Genomic DNA, 22623 nt, shown 5'->3' on the forward strand with positions numbered 1-22623 from the left:
ACGGGTTTGCAGCCCTTGGGGCGGCCAAGTCGCCCGCGGGAGCAAGCTCCCTCGCCATGCGTGTCTTGCACAAGTATTTTGTCTGTTCAATCTGCCCGAGAGTTTTTTGTGGCCCATCCCGCCCAACGTCGTTGGTATCCCCTGGTCTTTGCCGTCGCGGCCCTGGTCCTGCTGCCGCTGAGCGTACTGCTGTTTTCCTGGCAGGCGGTCGACCAACAGATCTGGTCCCACCTGTGGGAGACCCAGATGCCGCGCCTGCTCGGCAATACCCTGACCCTGGTGCTCGGGGTCGGCGTCGGGGTCACGTTGCTGGGGGTGAGCCTGGCCTGGCTCACCAGCCTCTGCGAGTTCCCGGGGCGGCGCTGGCTGGACTGGGCGCTGATGCTGCCGTTCGCGATCCCGGCCTATGTGCTGGCCTTCGTCTTCGTCGGCCTGCTGGACTTTTCCGGGCCGGTGCAAAGCCTGTTGCGGGAGTGGTTAGGCAGTGGCCTGCGGCTGCCCAGGGTGCGCTCCACCGGCGGGGTCATCCTGGTACTGGTGCTGGTGTTCTACCCCTACGTCTACCTGCTGGCGCGCAGTGCCTTCCTGGCCCAGGGCAAGGGCTTGATGGAGGCTGCGCGGGTGCTCGGGCAATCGCCCTGGCAGGCCTTCTGGCGCGTGGCCCTGCCCATGGCCCGACCGGCCATCGGCGCCGGCGTGGCCCTGGCGTTGATGGAGACCCTGGCGGACTTCGGCGCGGTGGCGGTGTTCAACTTCGATACCTTCACCACTGCCATCTACAAGACCTGGTACGGCTTCTTCAGCCTGTCCAGCGCCGCACAGCTGGCCAGCCTGTTGCTGCTGGCGGTGATGCTGGTGCTGTACGGCGAGCGGCGTGCCCGGGGCGCCAGCCGTACCGGCAACGAGCGTCCTCGGGGCAAGGCCCTGTACCAGCTGCGGGGATTCAAGGCGCTGGCGGCCAGCGGCTGGTGCCTGCTGGTGTTCGCCTGCGCCTTCGTGATTCCGCTGCTGCAACTGCTGGCGTGGTTCTGGCAGCGCGGACGCTTCGACCTGGACGAGCGCTACGCCGGCCTGATCGTCCACACCTTGTACCTGGGAGGCATGGCGGCGCTGATCACGGTCAGCGTGGCCTTGTTGCTGGCCTTCGCCCGGCGCCTGGCGCCGACCCGGGGCATCCAGGCGGGTGTCAGCCTGGCCAACCTGGGCTACGCCTTGCCGGGGTCGGTGCTGGCGGTGTCGATCATGTTGGCCTTCAGCTACCTGGACCGCGAACTGGTGATCCCGCTGTCCGGCTGGCTGGGCGGAGCGGGCAAGCCCTTGTTGCTGGGCAGCCTCTGCGCCTTGTTGCTGGCCTACCTGGTGCGTTTCATCGCCGTGGCCTACGGCCCCTTGGAAACCAGCCTGGAGCGCATCCGTCCGTCACTGCCGGAAGCCGCCCGCAGCCTGGGAGTCGGTGGCCCGCGACTGTTTTTCAAAGTGTATCTGCCGCTGCTGCTACCCGGGACCTTGAGCGCCGCCCTGCTGGTGTTCGTCGATGTGCTCAAGGAAATGCCCGCCACCTTGCTGATGCGCCCATTCGGCTGGGACACCCTGGCGGTGCGGATCTTCGAAATGACCAGTGAGGGAGAGTGGGCGCGGGCCTCGTTGCCGGCCCTGACCCTGGTGCTGGTGGGACTGTTGCCGGTGATCGGCCTGATCCGTCGCTCGGCCCATCGAATCGGTTAGGTGTCAGCCCGCCACCTTGCGGCTACAATGCGCGGCATTCGGTGCGGTCTGTTGTTTGGCCGGGACGCTGGAACCGGCTGGGAGCCATGTATTCCAAGGCTTTCACCTTTGCAGCGCCAGGCCGCACCCTCGCCACGCCCGGAAGGAGAAACCCATGGGACAGCGTACGCCTCTGTATGACCTGCATCTCGCCCTCGGCGCGAAAATGGTCGATTTTGGCGGTTGGGATATGCCCTTGCATTACGGCTCGCAAGTCGAGGAACACCATCAGGTGCGCCGGGATTGTGGAGTGTTCGATGTATCCCACATGACCGTGATCGATGTCGACGGCGACCAGGCCAAGGCCTGGCTCCAGCACTTGCTGGCCAATGACGTCGAACGCCTGCAAAGCCCCGGCCAGGCCTTGTACAGCGCCATGCTCAACGAGCAGGGCGGCATCGTCGACGACATGATCGTCTACCGCCTCCAAGACAGTTATCGCCTGGTGGTCAACGCCGCGACCCGCCAGCAAGACCTGGCCTGGATGCAGTCCCGACTGGGAGACTTCCAGGTCCGGCTGCGCGAGCGGGCGGAACTGGCCATGCTGGCGATCCAGGGACCCCAGGCGCGCCAGCGCATCGCCGAACTGGTGAGCCAGCCCCGGGCCACCCTGATCCAGCAACTCAAGCCTTTCGAGGGCCGTGTCGACGGTGACTGGTTCATCGCCCGCACCGGCTACACCGGCGAAGATGGCCTGGAGATCGTCCTGCCCGCCGAACAGGCGCCGGCCTTTTTCAACGACCTGGTGGGCGCGGGCATCTCGCCCATCGGCCTTGGCGCCCGTGACACCCTGCGCCTGGAAGCCGGCATGAACCTCTATGGCCAGGATATCCATCAGCAGGTTTCACCCCTGGCGGCGAACATGGCCTGGAGCATCGCCTGGGAGCCGGCTACGCGCCAGTTCATCGGGCGTGCCGCCCTGGAAGCCGAGCGGGCGGGCGGAATACAGCACAAGCTGGTGGGCCTGGTGCTCGAGGAACGTGGCGTCTTGCGGGCGCACCAGGTGGTACGCATCGCCGATGTTGGCGAAGGTGAGATCACCAGTGGTAGTTTCTCCCCTACGCTGAGCAAGTCGATTGCCCTGGCGCGAGTACCGATGGCCACCGGCGATCGGGCCGAAGTGGAAATCCGTGGCAAGTGGTACCCGGTGCGGGTAGTCAAACCGACCTTCGTGCGCCATGGCAAAACCTTGATCTAACATTTTTGCAGCCGGCATTGCGCCGCTGTTCATTTCTTCTTGAGGACACAGAACATGAGCGATATCCCTGCCCACCTGCGTTTTGCCGAAAGCCACGAGTGGGCCCGCCTGGAAGCCGACGGCAGCGTGACCGTGGGTATTAGCGACCACGCCCAGCAAGCCCTGGGCGATGTGGTATTCGTCGAGCTGACCGAAGTCGGCCAGGTGTTCGGCGCAGGGGACCAGGCCGGCGTGGTGGAGTCGGTCAAGGCTGCTTCGGACATCTACGCCCCGGTGGCCGGTGAAGTAATCGAAGTCAACGAGGAGCTGAGCGCCAGCCCCGAGTTGCTCAACAGCGAGCCCTACGACGCCTGGATCTTCAAGCTCAAGCCGGCCAACCCGGCGGACCTGGAAAAACTGCTGGACGCCGCAGGCTACAAGGCCTCCATCGGCGAATAAGGCATACGCGGCCGGCCCCCGAGCGGGCCGGCCGCGAGCCCCTTACCTCTGCAACACCTCCTTGACCGCGGCTACCGCGCGCTCAACATCGCTCTTGTCCATCGCCGTGAACATCGGCAACGACACGATCAGGCGTCCCACCCGTTCCGCTACCGGGAACATTCCTTCCTTGAAGCCGCGCTCGCGGTACAGGCTCAACAGGTGAATCGGCGGATAGTGATAGCCGATGCCGATACCCCGTTGCTGCATCTGCTCCATGAACGTGGCGCGGGCCGGCTGGCCATCCTGGCGCTCGGGCAAGACCAGCTGGAACAGGTGCCAGTTGCTGTTGCTGAAGTCCGCCGGTGGCAGCTGGGCGCCGTAGCGCTCCTGGAAATCGCTGCCAAAGCATTCGAAATAGTGCCGGGCCAGCTCGCGACGGTGGGTGGTGATCGCCTCGATATGGGCGAACTGCCCGAGGCCGATGGCCGCGGCGACGTCGGTCATGTTGAACTTGCCGCCCAGCACATCCACGTCCAGGCCGTCGTGGCCGCTGCGGGTCACCCCTTGCAGGCGGTACTTCTCGGCCAGGCGCACTTCTTCCCGGGTATTGAGCACCAGGCAGCCACCTTCGGAGCAGGTGACGTTCTTGTTGGCCTGGAAGCTGAACGACACGAAGTCGCCGCCGGCGCCGATGCGCTGGCCGTTCCAGCTGGAGCCCAGGGCCTGGGCGGCGTCCTCCACCACCCGCAGGCCATGCTTGCTGGCCAGGGCGTAGAGGCGGTCCATGTCCAGCGGCAGGCCGGCCAGGTACACCGGGATGATGGCCTTGGTGCGCGGGGTGATGGCGGCCTCGACCTGGTCCAGGTCGAGGTTGCGGGTCACCGGGTCGATGTCGGCGAACACCGGCGTGGCGCCCACTTCGAGAATCACGTTGGCGGTGGCGACCCAGGAGATCGGCGTGGTGATCACTTCGTCGCCCGGGCCGATGCCGGCGATGCGCAGGGCGATCTCCATGGTGCAGGTGCCGGAGTTGAAGGTCCGCACGGTGCGGCCGCCGAAGAACTGCGAAAGCTGCGTCTCGAAGGCCTGGACCTTGGGACCGCTGGTGATCCAGCCCGAGCGCAGCACCTCGCCGACGGCGGCGATGGTGGGTTCATCGATGGTGGGTTTGGAGAACGGCAGGAAGGGCAGTTGGCTCATGACGATGGGACACCCGATAAGCGGACGCTGGGAACATGGATTGAGGCGCGCCGGGGCGCGCGCTGACGCCCAGCATGATGGTCCCGAAAGCCTTGGGACGCCAGAGCGCCGAGGGGCAAAATCGGCTGCTATGCTGCTTGGCACCCTGTCGCATCGACGCTGAGCGCCGTTCATCGAAGAGAGACTGCCATGCCATCCCTGACCCAGCTACGTGAGCCCAATGCATTTCTCGACCGGCACCTGGGACCCGATGCCCAGGAGCAGCAAGCCATGCTTGCCAGCCTCGGGCTCGGCAGCCGGGTCGAGCTGATCGAGCAGACGGTACCGCCAGCCATTCGCTTCAATCGTGCCCTGGACCTGCCGCCGGCCCTCGACGAGACGGCGGCCCTGGCGCGGCTCAAGGGCTATGCGGCGCAGAACCAGGTCTGGACCAGCCTGATCGGCATGGGTTACCACGGCACCCGCACGCCCAACGTGATCCTGCGCAACGTGCTGGAAAACCCCGGCTGGTACACCGCCTATACCCCTTACCAGCCGGAGATCGCCCAGGGCCGGCTCGAGGCGCTGCTGAATTTCCAGCAGATGACCATCGACCTCACCGGCCTCGACCTGGCCAATGCCTCGCTGCTGGACGAAGCCACTGCCGCGGCCGAGGCCATGGCCATGGCCAGTCGCGTGGCCAAGTCCGGGAGCAAGCGGTTCTTCGTCGACGAACATTGCCATCCGCAGACCATCTCGGTGGTGCGGACCCGGGCCGAGGGCTTCGGCTTCGAGCTGGTGGTCGATAGTCTCGACAAGCTTTCCGAGCACGAGGTCTTCGGCGCCTTGTTGCAGTACCCGGATACCCACGGCGAGATCCGCGACCTGCGGCCGCTGATCGACCAATTGCATGCCCGCCAGGCCCTGGCTTGCGTCGCCACCGACCTGCTCAGCCTGTTGCTGCTGGCCCCGCCTGGCGAGCTGGGCGCTGACGTGGTGCTGGGTTCGTCCCAGCGCTTTGGCGTGCCCATGGGCTACGGTGGCCCCCACGCGGCGTTCTTCGCCTGCCGCGACGAGTACAAGCGGGCCATGCCGGGGCGCATCATCGGCGTGTCCCGCGATGCCCGGGGCCAGGTGGCCCTGCGCATGGCGTTGCAGACCCGCGAGCAGCACATCCGCCGCGAGAAGGCCAACTCCAACATCTGTACCGCCCAGGTACTGCTGGCCAACATCGCTGCTTTCTATGCGGTGTACCACGGCCCCAAGGGGCTCAAGCGCATCGCCCAGCGGGTGCATCGGCTGACCTGCATTCTCGCTGCGGGGCTGGAGCGCCATGGCATCGCCCGGGTCAACCGGCACTTCTTCGATACCCTGACCCTGGAGGTGGGCGGCAGCCAGACCGCGATCATCGAGAGCGCCAGGGGCCAGCGGATCAACTTGCGGATCCTCGGCCGTGGCCGGCTGGGCCTGAGCCTCGACGAGACCTGCGACGAAACCACCGTCGCCCGGCTATGGGATGTGTTCCTGGGGGCCGACCATGGCCTGGACGTAGCCGTGCTGGATGCCGAGGAGCTGGAGTCCGGCGTGCCCGATGAGCTGCTGCGCCGCAGCCCGGTGCTGGGGCATCCGGTGTTCAGCGCCCATCACAGCGAGACGCGGATGCTGCGTTACCTCAAGCAGCTGGAGAACAAGGACCTGGCGCTCAACCAGTCGATGATTCCCCTGGGCTCCTGCACCATGAAGCTCAACGCCAGCAGCGAGATGATCCCCATCACCTGGCCGGAGTTCGCCGACCTGCATCCCTTCGCGCCCCGGGAGCAGGCCGCCGGCTACAGCTTGATGATCGACGAACTGGAGCGCTGGCTGTGCGCGATCACCGGTTTCGATGCCATCTGCATGCAGCCCAACTCCGGGGCCCAGGGCGAATATGCCGGGCTTTTGGCCATCCGCCGCTACCACGAGAGCCGGCACCAGGGACAACGGCACATCTGCCTGATCCCGGCCTCGGCCCACGGCACCAACCCGGCCTCGGCGCAGATGGCGGGGATGCAGGTGGTGATCGTCGAGTGCGACGAGGCCGGCAACGTCGATCTGGCGGACCTGGCGGCCAAGGCTGCGCAAGCCGGCGAGCGCTTGTCCTGCCTGATGGCGACCTATCCCTCGACCCATGGGGTCTATGAAGAAGGCATCCGCCAGATCTGCGAAGTCGTCCACAGCCATGGCGGCCAGGTATACATGGACGGCGCCAACCTCAATGCCCAGGTGGGCCTGGCCCGGCCCGCGGATATCGGCGCCGACGTCTCGCACATGAACCTGCACAAGACTTTCTGCATTCCCCACGGCGGCGGTGGCCCGGGGATGGGACCGATTGGCGTGCGCACGCACCTGGCGCCCTTCGTCGCCAACCACCCGGTGGTGCCGATCGATGGCCCGCTGGCCCAGAACGACGCAGTCAGCGCCGCGCCCTGGGGCAGCGCGAGCATCCTGCCCATCAGCTGGATGTACATCGCCATGATGGGGCCGCAGCTGGCCGATGCCAGCGAGGTGGCGATCCTCGCCGCCAACTACCTGGCCACCCAGCTCAGCGGCGCCTTCCCGGTGCTCTACAGCGGACGCAACGGACGGGTGGCCCATGAGTGCATCCTCGACCTGCGGCCCTTGAAGGCGTTGACCGGGATTACCGAGGAGGACGTGGCCAAGCGCCTGATGGATTACGGCTTCCATGCGCCGACCATGTCGTTCCCGGTGCCGGGCACGCTGATGGTCGAGCCCACGGAGAGTGAGTCCAAGGCCGAGCTGGACCGGTTTGTCGAAGCCATGCTGAGCATTCGCGCCGAGATCGCCCAGGTCCAGGAGGGCCAGTGGCCGGCCGAGGACAATCCGCTCAAGGGCGCGCCCCATACCCTGGCCGATATCACTGGCGCCTGGACGCGGGCCTACAGCATCGAGCAGGCGGTCTTGCCCAGCGCCCATGTGCGGGCCCACAAGTACTGGCCGGCGGTGAACCGGGTGGACAATGTCTACGGCGACCGCAATCTCTTCTGCGCCTGCGTACCGGTGGACGCCTACCGCTGAGCCGGTTGCCAGGCCGACCGGGCAGTCTGGGCGCGGGTCCGGCGCGGCTGGGCCTCGAGAGGGTACAGGTGCAGCAGTTCTTCCTCGACGACCTGGTTGCTCAGGCCCAGCTCCAGTTCCGGGCAATCCAGGTCCAGCCAGTCGCCATGTTGCAGTTGCAGTTCGCTCTCGCGGCGGCTGGCGCTGTGGAACACATAGTGGACCATGCCCGGCTGCAGGAACTGTTCGTGCTGTTCGAGGAAGGCCTGGGAGTACTTGCGAATCGCCCCCCAGGCCTGCTGGTCGAGGCGGTAGCTGAGGTAGGACAGCTGCGCACCCTGGCGCTCGACCCGGACGTTGAGCGACAGGCTGCCCTGCAGCTCGCCGAGGATCAGCGCCGGGGTGATCGCGCAGTGGCGCAGGCGCGACTGTGCGCAGGAGCTGGCGTCCTGGCGGCTCAGCAGCGGGTCGCGGATGTCATGGCCGAGGCTGAAGCCTACGAACCGCAGCTGGCCGAAATGATCCACCAGGTACACGCAGACCACCCCGGGTTGGCTGGCGATGCTCAGGGCGTGATAAGGAACCGCCAGTGGCTCGCCGTCGGTCTTGAGCAGGCTGCCGTTGCCCTTGTAGAACCAGCCCTGGTGGGTGTGCTGGGTATTGAGGGTGACTTCGCTGACCTGGGCCAGCAGGCTGTCGCTGGGCTTGAGGGGCGGGCGCAACGGGCCCTCCTGGCGCCCGTCGGCGGCGAGCTGGGGATGGGCCGGCAGGCTGCGCAGGTGCTCGCTCCAGCCCAGGTGCCGCCGGGCGCAGAACTGCAGGGTCTCGTACAGCCCGCCGTGTTCGGAGAGCGCCCGCACACTGCGGCCATTGTGCAAATCGAACAGCCCGATGGCGCGCTGGTCCTTGTGGCAGACATCCAGCAACAGCAGGTAATCATCCATGATTCTCTAGTCCTCAATCGGCAAGGGGGCGGGGAGGCAAGGGGCGTGGCTCGAGGCTCGGTGTGCGGCCGGGCTCGAGGGCGCTTTCCTTGAGCAGCAACGACAGCAGCAGGCCGGCCAGGCTGCCGCTCAGGGCGACATACAGGATCGACGGCAGGCCGAAATGGGTGGCGGCGAACCCGGCTACCGCCGGCGACAGCCCGCCACCGAGGATCTCGCCGAAGCCCACGACTATCCCGGTCGCGGTGGGCAGCAGGGCAGCGGGCACCGACTCGCTGGTCAGCGGGCCGACGGTCATGCAGATCAGGCTGAAGTTGAAGAACGACAGCAGGAACAGCAGCAGGAACAGCAACCAGGGAATGGCCGGGCTGACGATCAGCAGGCCGACCAGGGTGCTGCTGGTCATGAAGCACACCGAGACCACCGGCTTGCGCCCCAGGCGATCGGACATCCCGGGGATGATCAGCTGGCCGATGAAACCGCCCAGGCCGATGGCCGAGATGATGAAGGCCATGGACAGGGTTTCCAGGTGCAGGTAGTCGGTCAGGTAGCTGGGCAGCATGGCGCAGAGCACGAACTGGCAGGTGAGGATGCAGAACATGATCAGGATGTTCAGGCTCACGTTGCCGCTCTTGAAGGCTGCCAGCCAGCGCGTCCCGGCATGGCCGCAGGCTTGTTCGGCAGTGGGTGCCGGCTGTGGCCGGTAGACCTTCCACAGGTAGGCGGCCAGCACCAGGCCCGGCAGCGAGATGATGGCGAATACGGCGCGCCAGGAACCGGTCATCTGCAGCAGGCTGGCGGCGATCAGCGGGCCCAGGCACAGGCCGAGAATCGGGAACAGCGCTTGCTGGATCCCCAGGTTCAGCCCGCGTCGACCGGGGCGCGACACTTCGTTGGTGACGATGATGCTGGTGGGGGTGAAGGCACCTTCGCAGATGCCCATCAGCCCGCGCAGGATCACCAGCCCCAGCACGCCGGTGGCCAGCGCGGAAAAACCGGACAGCAAGGACAGGACGGTGATGGACACCACCAGCACGCGGCGGGTGCCCAGGCGCTCGATCACGCTGCCCATGCCCAGGGCCGACAGGCCCCAGGTGAAGGCCAGCGCGGCGGACAGGTAGCCCAGGTCCTGATAGTCAAGGTGCAGGTCATGCATGATCACCGGGAACAGCGGCAGGATGATGAAGCGATCCAGCCCCACCAGCCCGAAGCTCAATGACAGCAATAGCACCATGGATCTTTCGTAGCGGCTGTTGGCCGCCGTGATTGGCATTCCAGTGTTCATCGCTCAGCTTCCTTGGCAAACCATGAACTCGGCGCGAGGCGCCGTGGAGGGTACGGCCTGGCGCTGCCTTGTAGCCCGGCAGCGTCAGGTCGCACAGACGCGGGGTGTCACATCAGGCGGTCCACTGGCCGACCGCCATCTCCGCGGTGAAGCCCGGGCCGAAGGCCGCCAGCAGGCCGATATCGCCCTTGTTCAGGTTGGAATCGAACTGGCGCTTGAGGACGTCGAACACCACCACGCTGGCGATGTTGCCGGCCTCGGACAGGCTGCTGCGCGATTGCGAGACGCGGTTCGACGCCAGGTCCAGGTGCATCACCAGTTCGTCGAGGATCTTGCGGCCGCCGGTGTGGAAGATGAAGAAGTCGTTGTGCGCGCAGTTCTGCTCGAAGCTCTCGTAGTTGAGGCGCTCCATGACCGGTGCCACGTCCTTGATGGAGTTCATCACCGCCTTGTCGAGGGTGAAGTGGAAGCCGGTGTCCTTCACGTCGTACTTGATGTAGTGCTCGCTCTTGGGCAGGAAGTACGACTCGGTCTTCTTGATCTTGAAGCCGCCGGCCTGGTCGTCGGCGCGCAGCACGCAGGCCGATACCGCATCGCCGAACAGCGCCGCCGAGATGAAGGCGTGCAGCTTGGTGTCGTCCGGCTGGTAGCACAGCGAGGAGAACTCCAGGGACACGATCAGCACGTGGTTGCGCGCATCCAGGCTGGCGAAATCGTTGGCCCGGTTGATCGCCGCGGCACCGGCCACGCAGCCCAGCTGGGCGATCGGCAGCTGCACGGTGGAGGTGGGCAGGCCCAGGTCGTTGATCAGGTGCGCGGTCAGCGACGGCATCATGAAGCCGGTGCAGGAAGTGACGATCACCATGCGGATGTCGCTGATCTGCAGCCCGGCATTCTCGATGGCCTGGCGTGCGGCGGCCGACGACATCTGCCGTGCTTCACGCTCGTAGACGATGCTGCGGTGGGTGAAGCCGGTGTGCACCGCCAGCTCGTCGATCGGCAGCACCAGGTGGCGCTCGTTGACCTCGGTGTTGGCGATCATGCGCTTGGCCAGGGCCATGCGTGGGTGGTCGGCGTGCAGGCCTTCCAGGTGATCGACCATCTGTTGCTGGGTGATCTTGTGTTTCGGAAACATTACGTGTGGGAGGCAAAGAGTAGACATGACCAATCCTTGGCTGTATTCAGGCCAATAAGTAAGTGTTGGGGAGTGTCCCCGTTAATAGGCAATAGAATTCATAGAGCCCAAGCAAACCGGGGCCCAAGGGCGACTTCCAGAACTGAAGTTGCCGCTGATGTAACTTTTAAGTTGGATTTTATTTTTATGGCTTACTTCAAGGTGCCTTTTGGCAAGGCACCTTGAACAACAAGTTATTTATCCAGCACGAACTTGTAGGCGTACTGCCAGGCCAGGTTGCTTTCGCGCACGTGCTTGCGCACCACCATGCGCACCGGCGCGCCGACCTTCAGTTGCTGGGCATCGCAGACATCGACGATTTCCGAGGCGATCACCAGGCCGTCGTCCAGGCGGACCATGGCCATGCAGCGCGGTACGGTCTCGCCGTAACCCATGGCCGCCAGGATCGGGTTGTCGGCATGGGCCATGACCTCGATCTTGCCGGTGCGGGCGCAACGATAGGGTTTCACGCTCATGGAGTTGCAAGCGCCGCAGACCGTACGCCGGGGGAAGAAAATCTCGTTGCACTCTTCGCACTGGCTGCCTTCGAGGCGGTACTTGCCACCATGCTCGCGCCATTCGCGGAGCATGCTGGCGGTGGTCATTCTGTGGATCTGTTCTGGGTACATGGACATGGTCCGGGCTCCTTAGTCGTTCGAGAGGACAATCACCGAGTTGTGCGCCGCATAACCGCCAAGGTTCTGCGACACGCCGATGCGCGCGCCCTTGACCTGGTTGTCGGCTTCACCCCTCAGCTGCCGGAACAGCTCGGTGATGTGCAGGATGCCGTCGCAGCCGGACGCATGGCCGCGGCCGATGTTGCCGCCGTCGGTGTTCAGTGGCAGCTGGCCGTCCAGGGCGATGCCGCCTTCGAGAACGAAGTCGCCAGCCTGGCCCTTGCCGCAGACGCCCATGGATTCCATCTGGATCAGGCCGGCGCCGAGCAGGTCGTAGACCTGGGCGACGTCGATGTCCTTGGGAGTGATCCCGGCTTTCTTATAGGCAATCTCCGCGCAAGCGATGGAGTTGGCCGAGACGGCCATGCCCACGTCCTTGGGCAGGCCCGGGTGGTGCAGGGTCGGGTTGTGGAAGCGGGTACCGAAGTAGTGGGAAACCCCGGTATAGGCGCAACCCCGCACGAACACCGGTTTGTCGGTGTACTTGTGGGCCAGGTGTTCGGCGACCAGGATCGCGCAGCCACTGGCTTCGCCCCAGGCCAGCATCGAGCCGCAGGCTTCGCTGTTCTTCAGCGCTTCGAGGGTCGGGATCGCCTGGCCATAGCGGGTGGCGGTAGGGGTGTTGTGCGCATAGATGCGCATCTGCCGGCCAAAGGTGGCCAGGACGTCGGCTTCGCGGCCGGCATAGCCGAACTTCTGGAAGTACTCGGCGGTCGCCAGGGCGAAAGCGTCGGTGTGGGAGATGCCGAGGAAGTAGTCGTACTCGCACTCGGTACTGGAACCGATGTATTCGGCATAGTTGAAGTGGTCGGTCATCTTCTCGAAACCGCCGCACAGGACGATGTCGTACTCCCCGGAAGCCACCATCTGGTGGCCCATCTGGAAGGATACCGAGCTGCTGGTGCAGTTGGCGGTGCTCATGAAGGTCGGCGCCGGGCTGATCCCCAGGGCGTCGGAAATGGTCGGGCCCAGGCCGCCATATTCGGAGATGCCCTCACCGTGATAACCATAGGCTACGCCCTGGATTTCGCGGGGATGCATCTTGGCATCCTTGATGGCCTTGTAGGCGGATTCGACGATCATTTCCTTGAACGTCTGCCGAACTCGTGAACTACCGGGCTTCGGCGTATAGGCAGCCGAAACTATTGCAACACGACGTGCGCACATGTACATGCTCCTTGCGTAGACAGGCGTAATCAGAGATAGGCGGTCAGGGCGTAGTCAGCCCGCAGGTACTTGAACTCGTACTTGATGGACGTGCCGTAATCGACATAGGTCTTGTCCTCGAGCAGTTGGCGCAGCGGCTTGTTGCGCTTCTGGTACTGCCCGATGGCGTCGGTGACGGTCAGGGCGATGGCGTCGCTGCCGGCGCCGAAACCGTAGGACACCATGAGGATCTTCTGCCCCGGACGGGCCTGGTCCAGGACGTTGATCAGGCCCAGCAGCGGGCTGGCTGCCCCGGTATCACCGACGCTGCCGGCGTAGATGCCCGGTTCGATCTGCTTGGCGTTGAAGCCCAGGTGCTTGCCCAGGGAGTAGGGCGTGGACACCAGGTTCTGCTGGAACACCACGTAGTCGTAGTCGGCGGCGCTGGTGTGCAGCTTGGCCATCAGTCCTTCGGCGGCGCGACGGGTCTGGTCTTCCAGGCCGATGCTGTTCTTGTCCGAACCCAGGCCCATCCCGGAACGAATGTAGCGATCGCCCTGGGGGCGGATGTTGTCGGCGATGTCGGCGGCGCAAGAGAAGCTGCCATCGAATTGGGCGATGACATTCTCGGTGCCGACCAGCAGCGCGGCGGCGCCGGCGCCGGCATAGGACTCGGTCAGGTCACCGGGAGCGGTGTTGCGGTTGATGGTGTCGGCGCCAATGGCCAGGGCGCTGCCGGTCATGCCCGAGGCCACCAGGGCCTGGCAGATCTGCAGGGCGGAGGTACCGGATTTGCCGGCGAACTGGACGTCGGCGCAATAGGCGTCGTAGCCGCTGCCGAGCATTTCCAGGATGATCGAGGCCGAGGCCCGCGAGTCATAGGGGTTGGTGCAGGTTCCCAGGTACAGGGCCTGGAGTTCATGGCCGGGGACTTTGTCCAGGGCCCGCTGCGCTGCCAGTACGCCGAGGGTGATGACATCTTCATCCGGCTGCAGCACGGCTCTTTCGGTGACGCCCAGGTTCTCCTCGACCAGCTTCAGGTCGGTGTTCTTCCAGACGTTGATGACTTCCTGCACTTTGAGGCGGCAGACCGGAATGCCCGCGCCATAGCTGACTATGCCTACTTTTTTCACGTTCATTTTCCTCTTGATTCCATTCTCTTCAGAAAACTGGGGCGTGCCTGCTTCAGGAGCAGTCTTGAAACATACGGAAAACTGTTTTGCTGCCTTCAGCTGGCCGGCGTCATGCAAACCCGCGAAGTAGAGCGGTTCTTCTATAGAAGAAAGCCATACGAAAGCAGTTTTTTTTTCACCTCGTTATGTTATAATACGGAACGTTTCGTTTAATAAGAATCTAGGGCGATCTTTGCTCTTGAAAGCAAAAGATCGAGGCCTTGAATTCGAAGCTGTATTTGCCTAAGGCCCCGTATTATCTGGCTATTAGGCAATAATTAAAAAATCTAGATGGATCGGTACAAGAAATTCGTAGATCTCTTTAGAATGAAACGAAACGGACCGTTTCATTTCGATTCGGGGGAATCCTATACCCTGCGTTGCGTTTGTCAAGCGCCCTGCCTGGAGATTTTTTTATCGTGGCTCGTACACCATCTCGCAGCTCCATCGGCTCTTTGCGAAGTCCTCATACTCATAAAGCCATCCTCACTTCCACCATCGAAATCCTCAAGGAATGCGGCTATTCCGGGCTCAGTATCGAGTCTGTGGCTCGTCGAGCCGGTGCCAGCAAACCGACGATCTACCGCTGGTGGTCGAATAAAGCGGCGTTGATCGCAGAAGTCTACGAAAACGAGAGCGAGCAAGTCAGAAAGACTCCTGATCTCGGCTCGTTCAAGAAAGATCTCGATTTTTTGCTGCACAATCTCTGGAAAGTCTGGAGAGAAACCATTTGCGGGGAGGCTTTCCGTTGCGTGATAGCTGAAGCGCAACTGGATCCAGCAACATTGATCCAGCTCAAGGATCAGTTCATGGAGCGCAGGAGGGAGTTGCCAAGAAAGCTGGTGGAAAATGCCATCAGCAATGGTGAGTTGCCCAAGGACACCAACCGTGAATTGTTGCTCGATATGATCTTCGGTTTTTGCTGGTATCGACTGCTGACCGAGCAGTTGACGATGGAGCAGGACATCGAGGAGTTCACTTCCATGCTGATCAACGGTGTTTGCCCTGGTGCACAACGTTGATTCATTCCAACCAATGAGCCCGCGAATATCGCGGGCTCATTGGTTTTGTGCGTCAAGCTGAAGGTTTCGCGAACTCCCGATACAGGTCCGGAAGAAAGCTGGCCAGGTGGTTGAACTCGCACATGTCGTGTACGGCGAATTCATAGGCCAGGGTTTCCAGCTCGGTGGCACCCAGGCCGTTTTCCCCCAGGATGGCCGCCGCCTTGTCTGCCCCGGGAAAGCGGGCCATCGAAGGATGCGCGCCGATCCAGTAGCGGCTGGTCAGGTACATGCCGCCCGGCACTTCCTTGAACAAGTGCACCATCAATGACACCGGAACCTGTGGATGATCGGCCAGGCTCATCAGGGCGCTGACGCTGCCGTCGATTTTCGCTTCGCGATAAAGATCGGGGTCCAGGCCCAGCTTGCCTGGCTCCTGGAAGTCGATATGCAGGTGCATCAGGCGGTCGCCGACATACTCGGAGGCGCAGAAGGTGTTGCCATATAGCCGCTCTTCGAAGCTCAAGGATTCGTCGCACAGGCGCTGATGGTTCACGCAGGGGTTGCTCACATGGGCGTAGGGGAACCACAGGGTGTAGCGCTCCGACTCCAGCGGGTGCCACATGAACCACCACTTGAACATCTCGGCTGTGCAGCTGGGAAAGAACTTGCGGCTTTGCACATAGGCCATCGGCCCCGGCAGCAGGGCATAGCCGGACTCCTCGCTGACGAAGTCCGGATCGAGCAGGCGGTTGATGTCCTCGATGCTCGGGGTGAGGGTGTCCTTCAGGGGCATGGGGCCTTGCTGGATCTTGCGCACCGCGGACAGCGGCACCTGCATGTCCCCGCGAAAGTACTTGGCATAGGGCTTGTTCCTGACCTCCGCCTGGTTGTGCAGGAACAGCTTCTGCATGGGCAGGGAGAAGTAGGTGAAGGGGGTCATGACGCGTGCTTCCATGCTGATATCCTTTGGCTGAATAGACGAGTAGCCGCCACTTCACAGCAACCTTGGATCCTGGTTGAACGAGAAACTGGCGCTTTGTAGCTAAGCAGTCCATAAACAAAAGTCAAATTTGAATTTAACTTAGTGAGGAGCTCATGGTCGTTCCCGTTTCCCCGCAGGCAGCTGTAGCTCGTGCACCGCGCCAGGATGGCCAGGCGACTCGCCAGCAGATTCTGGAGATGGCCGGCCAACTGTTTGCCGAGCTGGGGTATGCCAATACCACCAGCAAGCAGATCTGCGAGAGTTCCAGGGCCAACAATGCGTCGGTCAATTATCACTTCGAGAACAAGGACGGCCTGTATCGGGCGGTGTTGCGCGAGGCTCATGATCGCCTGGTTGGAATAGAAACCATGATCAGCCTGAGCGAGAGCCAGCAAAGCCCTGAAGACAAGCTGCGGGCGATCATCACCATGCTGATCGAGGGCCTTGGGAGCGCGCGCCAGGGCTGGGCCTTGAAGGTGCTGACCCGCGAGCTGCTGTCGCCCTCTTCGGTCTTGCCCGAGGTGCTCGAGGAGCAGGCCTTCCCGAAGGCGCTGATCGTGCGCACCATCCTTGGTCAGATCATGCAGCGCTCGCCCGACGATCCAGCCACCTTGCGCTGTGCGGTCAACGTATTCGCGCCCTGCCTGTTCCTGCTGATCGCCCATGGCCAGTTACAGCGCAATGTGCTGCCCGGCTTGCAGCTCGATCCGCCCGAGTTGATCGAGCACATGATGAGCTACGCGCTGGCCGGTTTGCAGGCGGTGTCCCGGACTGCCCAGACCGGCTAGGAATTGGCCTGGCAAAAAAAACGCCGACCCTGTGGTCGGCGTTTGCTGTCGGCCATCCCTGGGACGATCCTTACTCCTGGGCGACGGCGTTCTTCGCCAGGATGGCGTTGGCCAATTCCATGTCGCTGGCCTGCAGGCCAGGGTTCTCGGCGCGGACCTTCTGGATCGCGGCCTCCAGGTACGGGCCGCGAATGCTGCCCTGGCTGGCGACGAAGCTGCCAGCGTCGTCCTGGGCGGCGACGATCAGCTTGTGGTCCTTGAAGGTCAGGTAGGTGGAACCTGTGGTCGCACCGGAGGAAATGACGTTACGCCAGAAGGTGTCGGCCATTGCCGAACCTACGGGGAGCGATAGCAGGGCAATTGTGACGACAGCTGTTTTCAGACGCATGATGGGTGACTCCGACTAGGGGGGAACTACAGGGTTTGATTCTAGTTTCCGCGGTCGAGTTCCGTGACTGTTCAGTCGAGATTTTCGACCAGCAGGATCGCCCCCTCCTGGCCCACCACCCGGACCCGCGCGCCTTCCGGGGCGTCGGCACCCTTGGCGATCCAGACGCCATCGGCAACCTTGATCCGGCCCCGGCCGTTGACGATCGCCTGATGCACCACGAAGGTCTTGCCGATCAGCTCGCGGCCCCGCAGGTTGAGGTTCGGCTGGTCGCTGGCGCGGATCGCGCTGCGCTGGCGTCGCCACCAGTACAGGGCCGTCAGCAGCGACAGCAGGCCGAATAGCAGCAATTGAACTTCCCACGCCAGGCTCGGGACCAGGAACGCCAGGACCCCCACGCAAATCGCCGCCAAGCCGATCCATAGCAGGTAGCCGCCGGCACCGAACACCTCGAAGATCAACAGGACGGTGCCCAGGGCCAGCCAGTCCCAGAACGACAGTGCTTGCAGGAATGCCGACATGACGCTTGCCTCAGGTCTTCTTGCCGTCGAAGGTGGCCTTGACGATCTCGCTGATGCCGCCCACCGCGCCGATTACCTGGCTGGCCTCCAGCGGCATCAGGATCACCTTGCTGTTGTTGGCCGAGGCCAGCTTGCCCAGGGTATCGACGTATTTTTGCGCCACGAAGTAGTTGATCGCCTGGACGTTGCCGCTGGCGATGGCTGCGGACACCACCTGGGTCGCCCGGGCCTCGGCCTCGGCCTGGCGCTCCCGGGCTTCGGACTCGAGGAAGGCCGCCTGGCGCTCGCCCTCGGCTTCCAGGATCTGTGCCTGCTTCTTGCCCTCGGCGGTAAGGATGGCCGCCGCCCGCAGGCCCTCGGCCTCGAGGATTTGCGCACGCTTGACCCGTTCGGCCTTCATCTGTCCGGACATGGCGGCCATCAGGTCGGCCGGCGGGCTGATGTCCTTGATCTCGATACGGGTGATCTTGATCCCCCAGGGCGCGGTGGCTTCGTCCACGGTCTTCAGCAGTTTCTCGTTGATCGCGTCACGTTGGCTGAGCATCGCGTCCAGTTCCATGGAGCCCAGCACGGTGCGGATGTTGGTCTGCAACAGGTTGCGCACGGCATGCTCGAGGTTGTTGACCTCATAGGCGGCCTGGGCGGTGTTGACCACCTGGAAGAAGCACACCGCGTCGATCTGCACCGTGGCGTTGTCGGATGTGATGACCTCCTGGGGCGGGATGTCCAGGACATTTTCCATGACGTTGAGCTTGCGCCCGATACGGTCCATCACCGGGATGATGATGTTCAGCCCCGGCTTGAGGGTGGTGGTGTAGCGGCCGAAACGCTCCACGGTCCACTGGTAGCCCTGTGGCACTACCTTGAAGCCCATGAACACCAGGGCCACGGCCAGGCCCACGAAAAGTAGCAGCACGCTTGTGATCTGCATCAGGCTCACCTGTTCACTGTTGGTTCATGGGGCCGGCCTCGGCTTCACAGCTGGAAGCGCGTGACCGAGGTCTGCAGGGTGGCTACCGAACTCTCCATCTGTTCCACGGTGAGGCTCAGGTCACGCATGGCCTGGCTGTTGCGCCGGGCCACTTCACTGATCATCTCCACCCGCTGGGCGACTTCGCTGCTGGCCTTGGATTGTTCGCCGATGGTGTGGGAGATCTCCTGGACCATCAGCGCCGAGCGCTGGGCGCCCTGGCGGATCTCGTTGATCGAGGTGCCCGCCTGCTGGGCCATGTGCACCCCGTCGTTCACCCGGCTGACTCCGGTCTGCATGCTGCTGACCGCTTGCTCGGTGGTTTCCCGGATGCGCTGGATCATGCCGGTGATCTCCTGGGTCGATTGCGCGGTTCGTGCCGCCAGGTTACGGACCTCGTCGGCGACCACTGCGAAGCCGCGTCCGGCCTCGCCGGCCCTGGCGGCCTCGATGGCGGCGTTGAGCGCCAACAGGTTGGTTTGCTCGGCGATGCTGTTGATCACCTGGATGATCGAGTGGATTTCTTCGGAGGACTGGCCCAGGGCGGTGATGCTTTCAGAGGACTGGTTGACCGCCTCGGCAATCTGGCTCATGCCGTCCACCACCCCGAGTATCACTTGGCCGCCGCTGCCGGCCAGGGATTCGGACTGGGCCGAGATGCTCTGGGCATTACGCGCATGTTCGGCGACCTGGGCGATGTTGCTGATCATCTGCTCCATGGCCGCCGCCATGTTGGTGGCGCCATCGGCCTGCTCGCTGGCGCCGTCGGCGATGTTCGACGAGGTACCGCTGAGGCTGTGGGAGCGGCCACGCAGTTCCTCGCTTTCATGGCGGATGGTGGTGATCATCCGCCGCAGGTTGTCCTGCATTTCGCCCAGGGCCTGTTGCAGCTGGCCGGCTTCGTCGTGGCTGTCGACGCTGATGCTGCGGGTCAGGTCGCCCTGGGCAATGGCCCGGGCCGTGGCCACTGACTTCTCCAGGGGCTTGAGCACGCGGTTGAGCAGTTGCCGGGTCAGCAGGCACAGGGCCAGGGCGGCGCACAGGCTGCCACCGATCAGCCAGCCGGCGGCCTGGCGCACGGCCGTTTCGCTACGGTCGCGGGTTTGCGCGCTGCTGGCTTCGATCTTGCTGCTCAGTGCCTCGTTGCGGGTTTCCACTTCCGTGAAGCGCTGGGAGAACTCCGCCATCTGCAGGCGTGCGGCCTGGGGATCCTTGAGGGCCAGCCCGGCAATGTCCTGGGCGGCCCGGATGTAGTTCTCCAGCACCGGCTGCAGTTCGGCGATAGCCTCGCGGATATCCGGCGCCAGGGGCAGCCGGGCATTCTCGGCCAGGGACTTGCGGAACCAGTCGCCATGCTCGCGCAGGCTGTCGCGCACCTCGTTGCCCGCCGCCTCGTCACCGGGCTGGCTGCTCAGCGCTTGCAGCACATCGGCCCGCAGGGCGTCATGCATCATGTCGGCTTCCAGGTGGTTGCGCAGGGCGCTGGCATTGAGTTCGTTGTCATGCAGGGCGCTGGCCAGGCGCGACTGGCCCCAGAGGCCGATACCGGCCACCAGGGCGATAGCCAGTAGGCTGATGGCCCCTGAAGTGATCATGTTGTGGCGGATGTTCATGCCCGGCTCCCTGCACGTTTCGGCTGTGCCTAAAGCGTAGTCCAGCCCTTGGGGCGCGCCCTCGTGGCACTGTCAGGACTCGTTACAGGGCGTGACCCGCAGGGCTTCCTCCAGGCTGGTCAGCCCTTGCGTCACCTTCTGTGCGGCTGCCAGGCGCAAGCTGCGCATACCGTCGGCAGCAGCTTGGCGGCGCAGCCTGGCCAGGTCGAGGTCCGGCTGGATCAGGGGCCTCAGGGCATCGTTCAAGCGCATGATTTCGTAGATCCCGACCCGCCCGCGGTAGCCGGTGCCCCGGCACTCGGCGCAGCCTATGGCGCGGTGGGCGTGCAGGGACGCCGGCAGTCGTTCGGCCGGGGCCAGGCTGCGCCATTGATCCGCGTCGAGAACCACCGGTTGCTTACAGTGCCGGCACAGGGTGCGCACCAGGCGCTGGGCCATGACCCCGAGCAGCGTGGCCTTGATCAAGTAGTGCGGCACGCCCAGTTCCAGCAGGCGGCTGATGGCGCCCGGGGCATCGTTGGTATGCAGGGTGGACAGCACCAGGTGCCCGGTGAGGGCAGCCTGGATGGCCATCTCGGCGGTTTCCAGGTCGCGGATCTCGCCGATCATGATGATGTCCGGATCCTGGCGCAGCAGCGCACGCACACCGCTGGAGAAGCCCAGGTCGATGTTGTGCCGGACCTGCATCTGGTTGAAGGACGGCTCGATCATCTCGATCGGGTCCTCGATGGTGCACAGGTTGACCTGGGGCGTGGCCAGCTTCTTCAGGGTGGCGTAGAGGGTGCTGGTCTTGCCCGAGCCGGTGGGGCCGGTGACCAGGATGATGCCGTGGGCCTGGGCGGTCATGGCCTGCCAGCACGCCAGGTCCTCGGCGGCGAAACCCAGCTGGTCGAAGTCCCTGAGCAGTACCTGGGGATCGAAGATGCGCATCACCAGTTTCTCGCCGAAGGCGGTGGGCAGGGTCGAGAGCCGCAGCTCGACGGCGTTGCCCTCGGGAGTGAGGGTCTTGATCCGGCCATCCTGGGGCTTGCGACGTTCCGCGACGTTCATCCGGCCCAGGCTCTTGAGGCGGCTGACGATGGCCTGGGTCACATGGGGTTCGAAGGCATAGACCTCGTGCAGCAGGCCGTCGATGCGCAAGCGCAGGTTGCCCTGTTCACGCCGAGGTTCGATATGGATATCGCTGGCTCGCTGTGCGAAGGCGTATTGCAGCAGCCAGTCGACGATATTGACGATGTGGGCGTCGTCGGCGTCCGGCGCCTGGCCGCTGTTGCCTGGTTTGAGCAATTGCTCGAAGTTGCCGGGGCCGTTGCCCCGATGTTCGTTGCTGGCGCCGCTGACCGACCTGGCAAGGCGATAGAACTCCAGGGTCAGGTGACGGATCTGCGCCGGGCTGGCCAGCACCCGCCGCACGGAGCGCTTCAGGGCATGGGCCAGGTCGGCTTCCCAGGCGCTGACATAGGGCTGGGCGCTGGCCACGGTCACGCTCAGGGTATCCACGGCGATGGCGAGGATTCCGTGTCGCTGGGCGAACGCCCGGGACATCAGCGGGGTGATGGCGACTGCATCGATCTGCAGTGGGTCGAGGCGTAGATAGGGCTGGCCGGCTTCCTGGGCGAGCCAGGCGGTGAGGCTGTCCAGGTCCAGCTGGCGGCCCGGCCGATGCAGGTCTGGCAATTGCTGTTCGGCAATGTTTTCCAGCGGGTGCCGGGGTTCTCCGATGTCATGTTGCCTTGCCGCCATGACCTGCCCGGCGGCTTCCTGGCTGATCCGCCCCTGGGCCTGCAAGTCGCGCAGCAGCTTGCCCAGCTCCAGCTTGCGATCCCGGGGCAGATGGTTGGCACCCATGGGGTTCTCCCTGCTCGTGGTCGAGAGCCGACCGGAACAGCCAAGGGTAGCCCCGAGTAGCGCCGGGGCGGCCAACCAAGGGTTGCAGGATTTTGCCGGCTTCAGCCAGCGGCTTGCAGGCGCATGGGTTCCAGTTGTTGCAGCTCGACCGAGCAGACGCACACCAGGTTGCGCAGTTTTTCGGCAATCACTCCGGCGCGATGCCAGCTCAAGCCTGCAAGCTCCACTTCCATGTGCAGCATATCGTCCTGCTGTTGCATCGAGATCCGTTGTGGCACCAGGAACTGCAAGGCGAAATGGTTGAGGACCCGGCACAGCACATCGGCTTCGGCGTCGGCTGCCAACTGGTATTGCACGCGACAATGGGCCTGGCTGGGGCTCCAGACATCAGGACGGGGCGAGGGGCCAAAGGCGGTGTCGAGCGAGGGCATGGTGGTCTCCAATTCAATGGAGAAATTTTTACATTCGGTTTCGGGTATTTCTTATCTAAGATTGA

The 22623-nt window shown here is 64.0% G+C and carries 20 protein-coding genes and 1 pseudogene; 6 read left to right on the top strand and 15 right to left on the bottom strand.

Annotation, left to right across the window (positions count from 1 at the left end):
• Positions 1-108: 108 nt before the first annotated feature.
• From CAG11_RS02060 to gcvH, 3 genes are all read left to right on the top strand, one after another.
• A complete protein-coding gene (locus CAG11_RS02060) occupies positions 109-1725 on the top strand; it encodes an iron ABC transporter permease (RefSeq protein WP_085594321.1) in 1617 nt (538 codons plus the stop codon).
• 154 nt (positions 1726-1879) lie between these two features.
• A complete protein-coding gene (gene gcvT, locus CAG11_RS02065) occupies positions 1880-2962 on the top strand; it encodes a glycine cleavage system aminomethyltransferase GcvT (protein WP_085594323.1) in 1083 nt (360 codons plus the stop codon).
• 54 nt (positions 2963-3016) lie between these two features.
• A complete protein-coding gene (gene gcvH, locus CAG11_RS02070) occupies positions 3017-3400 on the top strand; it encodes a glycine cleavage system protein GcvH (protein WP_022641742.1) in 384 nt (127 codons plus the stop codon).
• A gap of 42 nt (positions 3401-3442) precedes the next feature.
• On the opposite strand, the gene CAG11_RS02075 is transcribed toward gcvH, so the two are convergent.
• Positions 3443-4582, bottom strand: coding sequence for a DegT/DnrJ/EryC1/StrS aminotransferase family protein (locus tag CAG11_RS02075; RefSeq protein WP_085594325.1), 1140 nt, complete (start codon positions 4580-4582; stop codon positions 3443-3445).
• 189 nt (positions 4583-4771) lie between these two features.
• On the opposite strand from CAG11_RS02075, the gene gcvP reads away from it, so the two are divergent.
• Positions 4772-7636 (top strand): aminomethyl-transferring glycine dehydrogenase, encoded by a 2865-nt coding sequence (gene gcvP, locus CAG11_RS02080; RefSeq protein ID WP_085594327.1) that lies wholly within the window; start codon positions 4772-4774, stop codon positions 7634-7636.
• Here the strand turns inward: gcvP and CAG11_RS02085 are convergent.
• From CAG11_RS02085 to CAG11_RS02110, 6 genes are all read right to left on the bottom strand, one after another.
• A complete protein-coding gene (locus CAG11_RS02085; protein ID WP_085594329.1) occupies positions 7627-8559 on the bottom strand; it encodes a fumarylacetoacetate hydrolase in 933 nt (310 codons plus the stop codon). The two genes, gcvP and CAG11_RS02085, sit on opposite strands and share 10 nt — an antisense overlap.
• Before the next feature lie 13 nt (positions 8560-8572).
• Complete coding sequence (locus CAG11_RS02090) at positions 8573-9844, bottom strand: MFS transporter (protein WP_371857923.1); 1272 nt, start codon at positions 9842-9844, stop codon at positions 8573-8575.
• 112 nt (positions 9845-9956) lie between these two features.
• Positions 9957-11006, bottom strand: coding sequence for a type III polyketide synthase (locus CAG11_RS02095; RefSeq protein ID WP_031320680.1), 1050 nt, complete (start codon positions 11004-11006; stop codon positions 9957-9959).
• A gap of 206 nt (positions 11007-11212) precedes the next feature.
• Complete coding sequence (locus CAG11_RS02100) at positions 11213-11653, bottom strand: Zn-ribbon domain-containing OB-fold protein (protein ID WP_053133774.1); 441 nt, start codon at positions 11651-11653, stop codon at positions 11213-11215.
• A 12-nt stretch (positions 11654-11665) separates the two neighbouring features.
• Complete coding sequence (locus CAG11_RS02105) at positions 11666-12862, bottom strand: thiolase family protein (RefSeq protein ID WP_031320678.1); 1197 nt, start codon at positions 12860-12862, stop codon at positions 11666-11668.
• Positions 12863-12891: 29 nt separating this feature from the next.
• Complete coding sequence (locus CAG11_RS02110) at positions 12892-13980, bottom strand: hydroxymethylglutaryl-CoA synthase (RefSeq protein ID WP_085594331.1); 1089 nt, start codon at positions 13978-13980, stop codon at positions 12892-12894.
• A gap of 452 nt (positions 13981-14432) precedes the next feature.
• Here CAG11_RS02110 and CAG11_RS02115 point away from each other — a divergent pair, with 452 nt between their 5' ends.
• Positions 14433-15035: a TetR/AcrR family transcriptional regulator gene (locus CAG11_RS02115; protein WP_085594333.1), complete on the top strand. Its 603-nt coding sequence runs from the start codon at positions 14433-14435 to the stop codon at positions 15033-15035.
• A gap of 52 nt (positions 15036-15087) precedes the next feature.
• On the opposite strand, the gene CAG11_RS02120 is transcribed toward CAG11_RS02115, so the two are convergent.
• Entirely contained in the window at positions 15088-15972 is an 885-nt protein-coding gene (locus CAG11_RS02120; protein ID WP_085594335.1) for a DAPG hydrolase family protein, read from the bottom strand.
• A gap of 140 nt (positions 15973-16112) precedes the next feature.
• On the opposite strand from CAG11_RS02120, the gene CAG11_RS02125 reads away from it, so the two are divergent.
• Positions 16113-16787, top strand: a complete 675-nt coding sequence (locus CAG11_RS02125) for a TetR/AcrR family transcriptional regulator (RefSeq protein WP_085594337.1) — start codon at positions 16113-16115, stop codon at positions 16785-16787.
• Between the two features lie 70 nt (positions 16788-16857).
• Here the strand turns inward: CAG11_RS02125 and CAG11_RS02130 are convergent, their stop codons facing one another.
• The 7 genes and pseudogenes from CAG11_RS02130 to CAG11_RS02155 form a co-directional block, all read right to left on the bottom strand.
• A complete protein-coding gene (locus CAG11_RS02130) occupies positions 16858-17175 on the bottom strand; it encodes a DUF2388 domain-containing protein (protein WP_031320675.1) in 318 nt (105 codons plus the stop codon).
• A 71-nt stretch (positions 17176-17246) separates the two neighbouring features.
• Complete coding sequence (locus tag CAG11_RS02135; protein ID WP_085594339.1) at positions 17247-17696, bottom strand: NfeD family protein; 450 nt, start codon at positions 17694-17696, stop codon at positions 17247-17249.
• 10 nt (positions 17697-17706) lie between these two features.
• Positions 17707-18627 carry an SPFH domain-containing protein gene (locus CAG11_RS02140; protein ID WP_022641726.1) on the bottom strand — a complete coding sequence of 307 codons (921 nt, stop codon included), beginning with the start codon at positions 18625-18627 and terminating at the stop codon, positions 17707-17709.
• A gap of 44 nt (positions 18628-18671) precedes the next feature.
• Positions 18672-19535 carry a methyl-accepting chemotaxis protein gene (locus CAG11_RS34400; RefSeq protein ID WP_371916602.1) on the bottom strand — a complete coding sequence of 288 codons (864 nt, stop codon included), beginning with the start codon at positions 19533-19535 and terminating at the stop codon, positions 18672-18674.
• Positions 19527-20279 (bottom strand): annotated as a pseudogene (locus CAG11_RS34405) (HAMP domain-containing protein); the annotation flags it as partial. The pseudogene CAG11_RS34405 and the gene CAG11_RS34400, both read right to left, overlap by 9 nt.
• Before the next feature lie 72 nt (positions 20280-20351).
• Entirely contained in the window at positions 20352-22127 is a 1776-nt protein-coding gene (locus CAG11_RS02150; protein ID WP_085594343.1) for a GspE/PulE family protein, read from the bottom strand.
• Between the two features lie 101 nt (positions 22128-22228).
• Positions 22229-22558, bottom strand: a complete 330-nt coding sequence (locus tag CAG11_RS02155; RefSeq protein WP_085594345.1) for a hypothetical protein — start codon at positions 22556-22558, stop codon at positions 22229-22231.
• Positions 22559-22623 lie beyond the last annotated feature (65 nt).

This window comes from Pseudomonas sp. B6(2017) (assembly GCF_002112765.1).
Taxonomy (GTDB): Bacteria; Pseudomonadota; Gammaproteobacteria; order Pseudomonadales; family Pseudomonadaceae; genus Aquipseudomonas; species Aquipseudomonas piscis.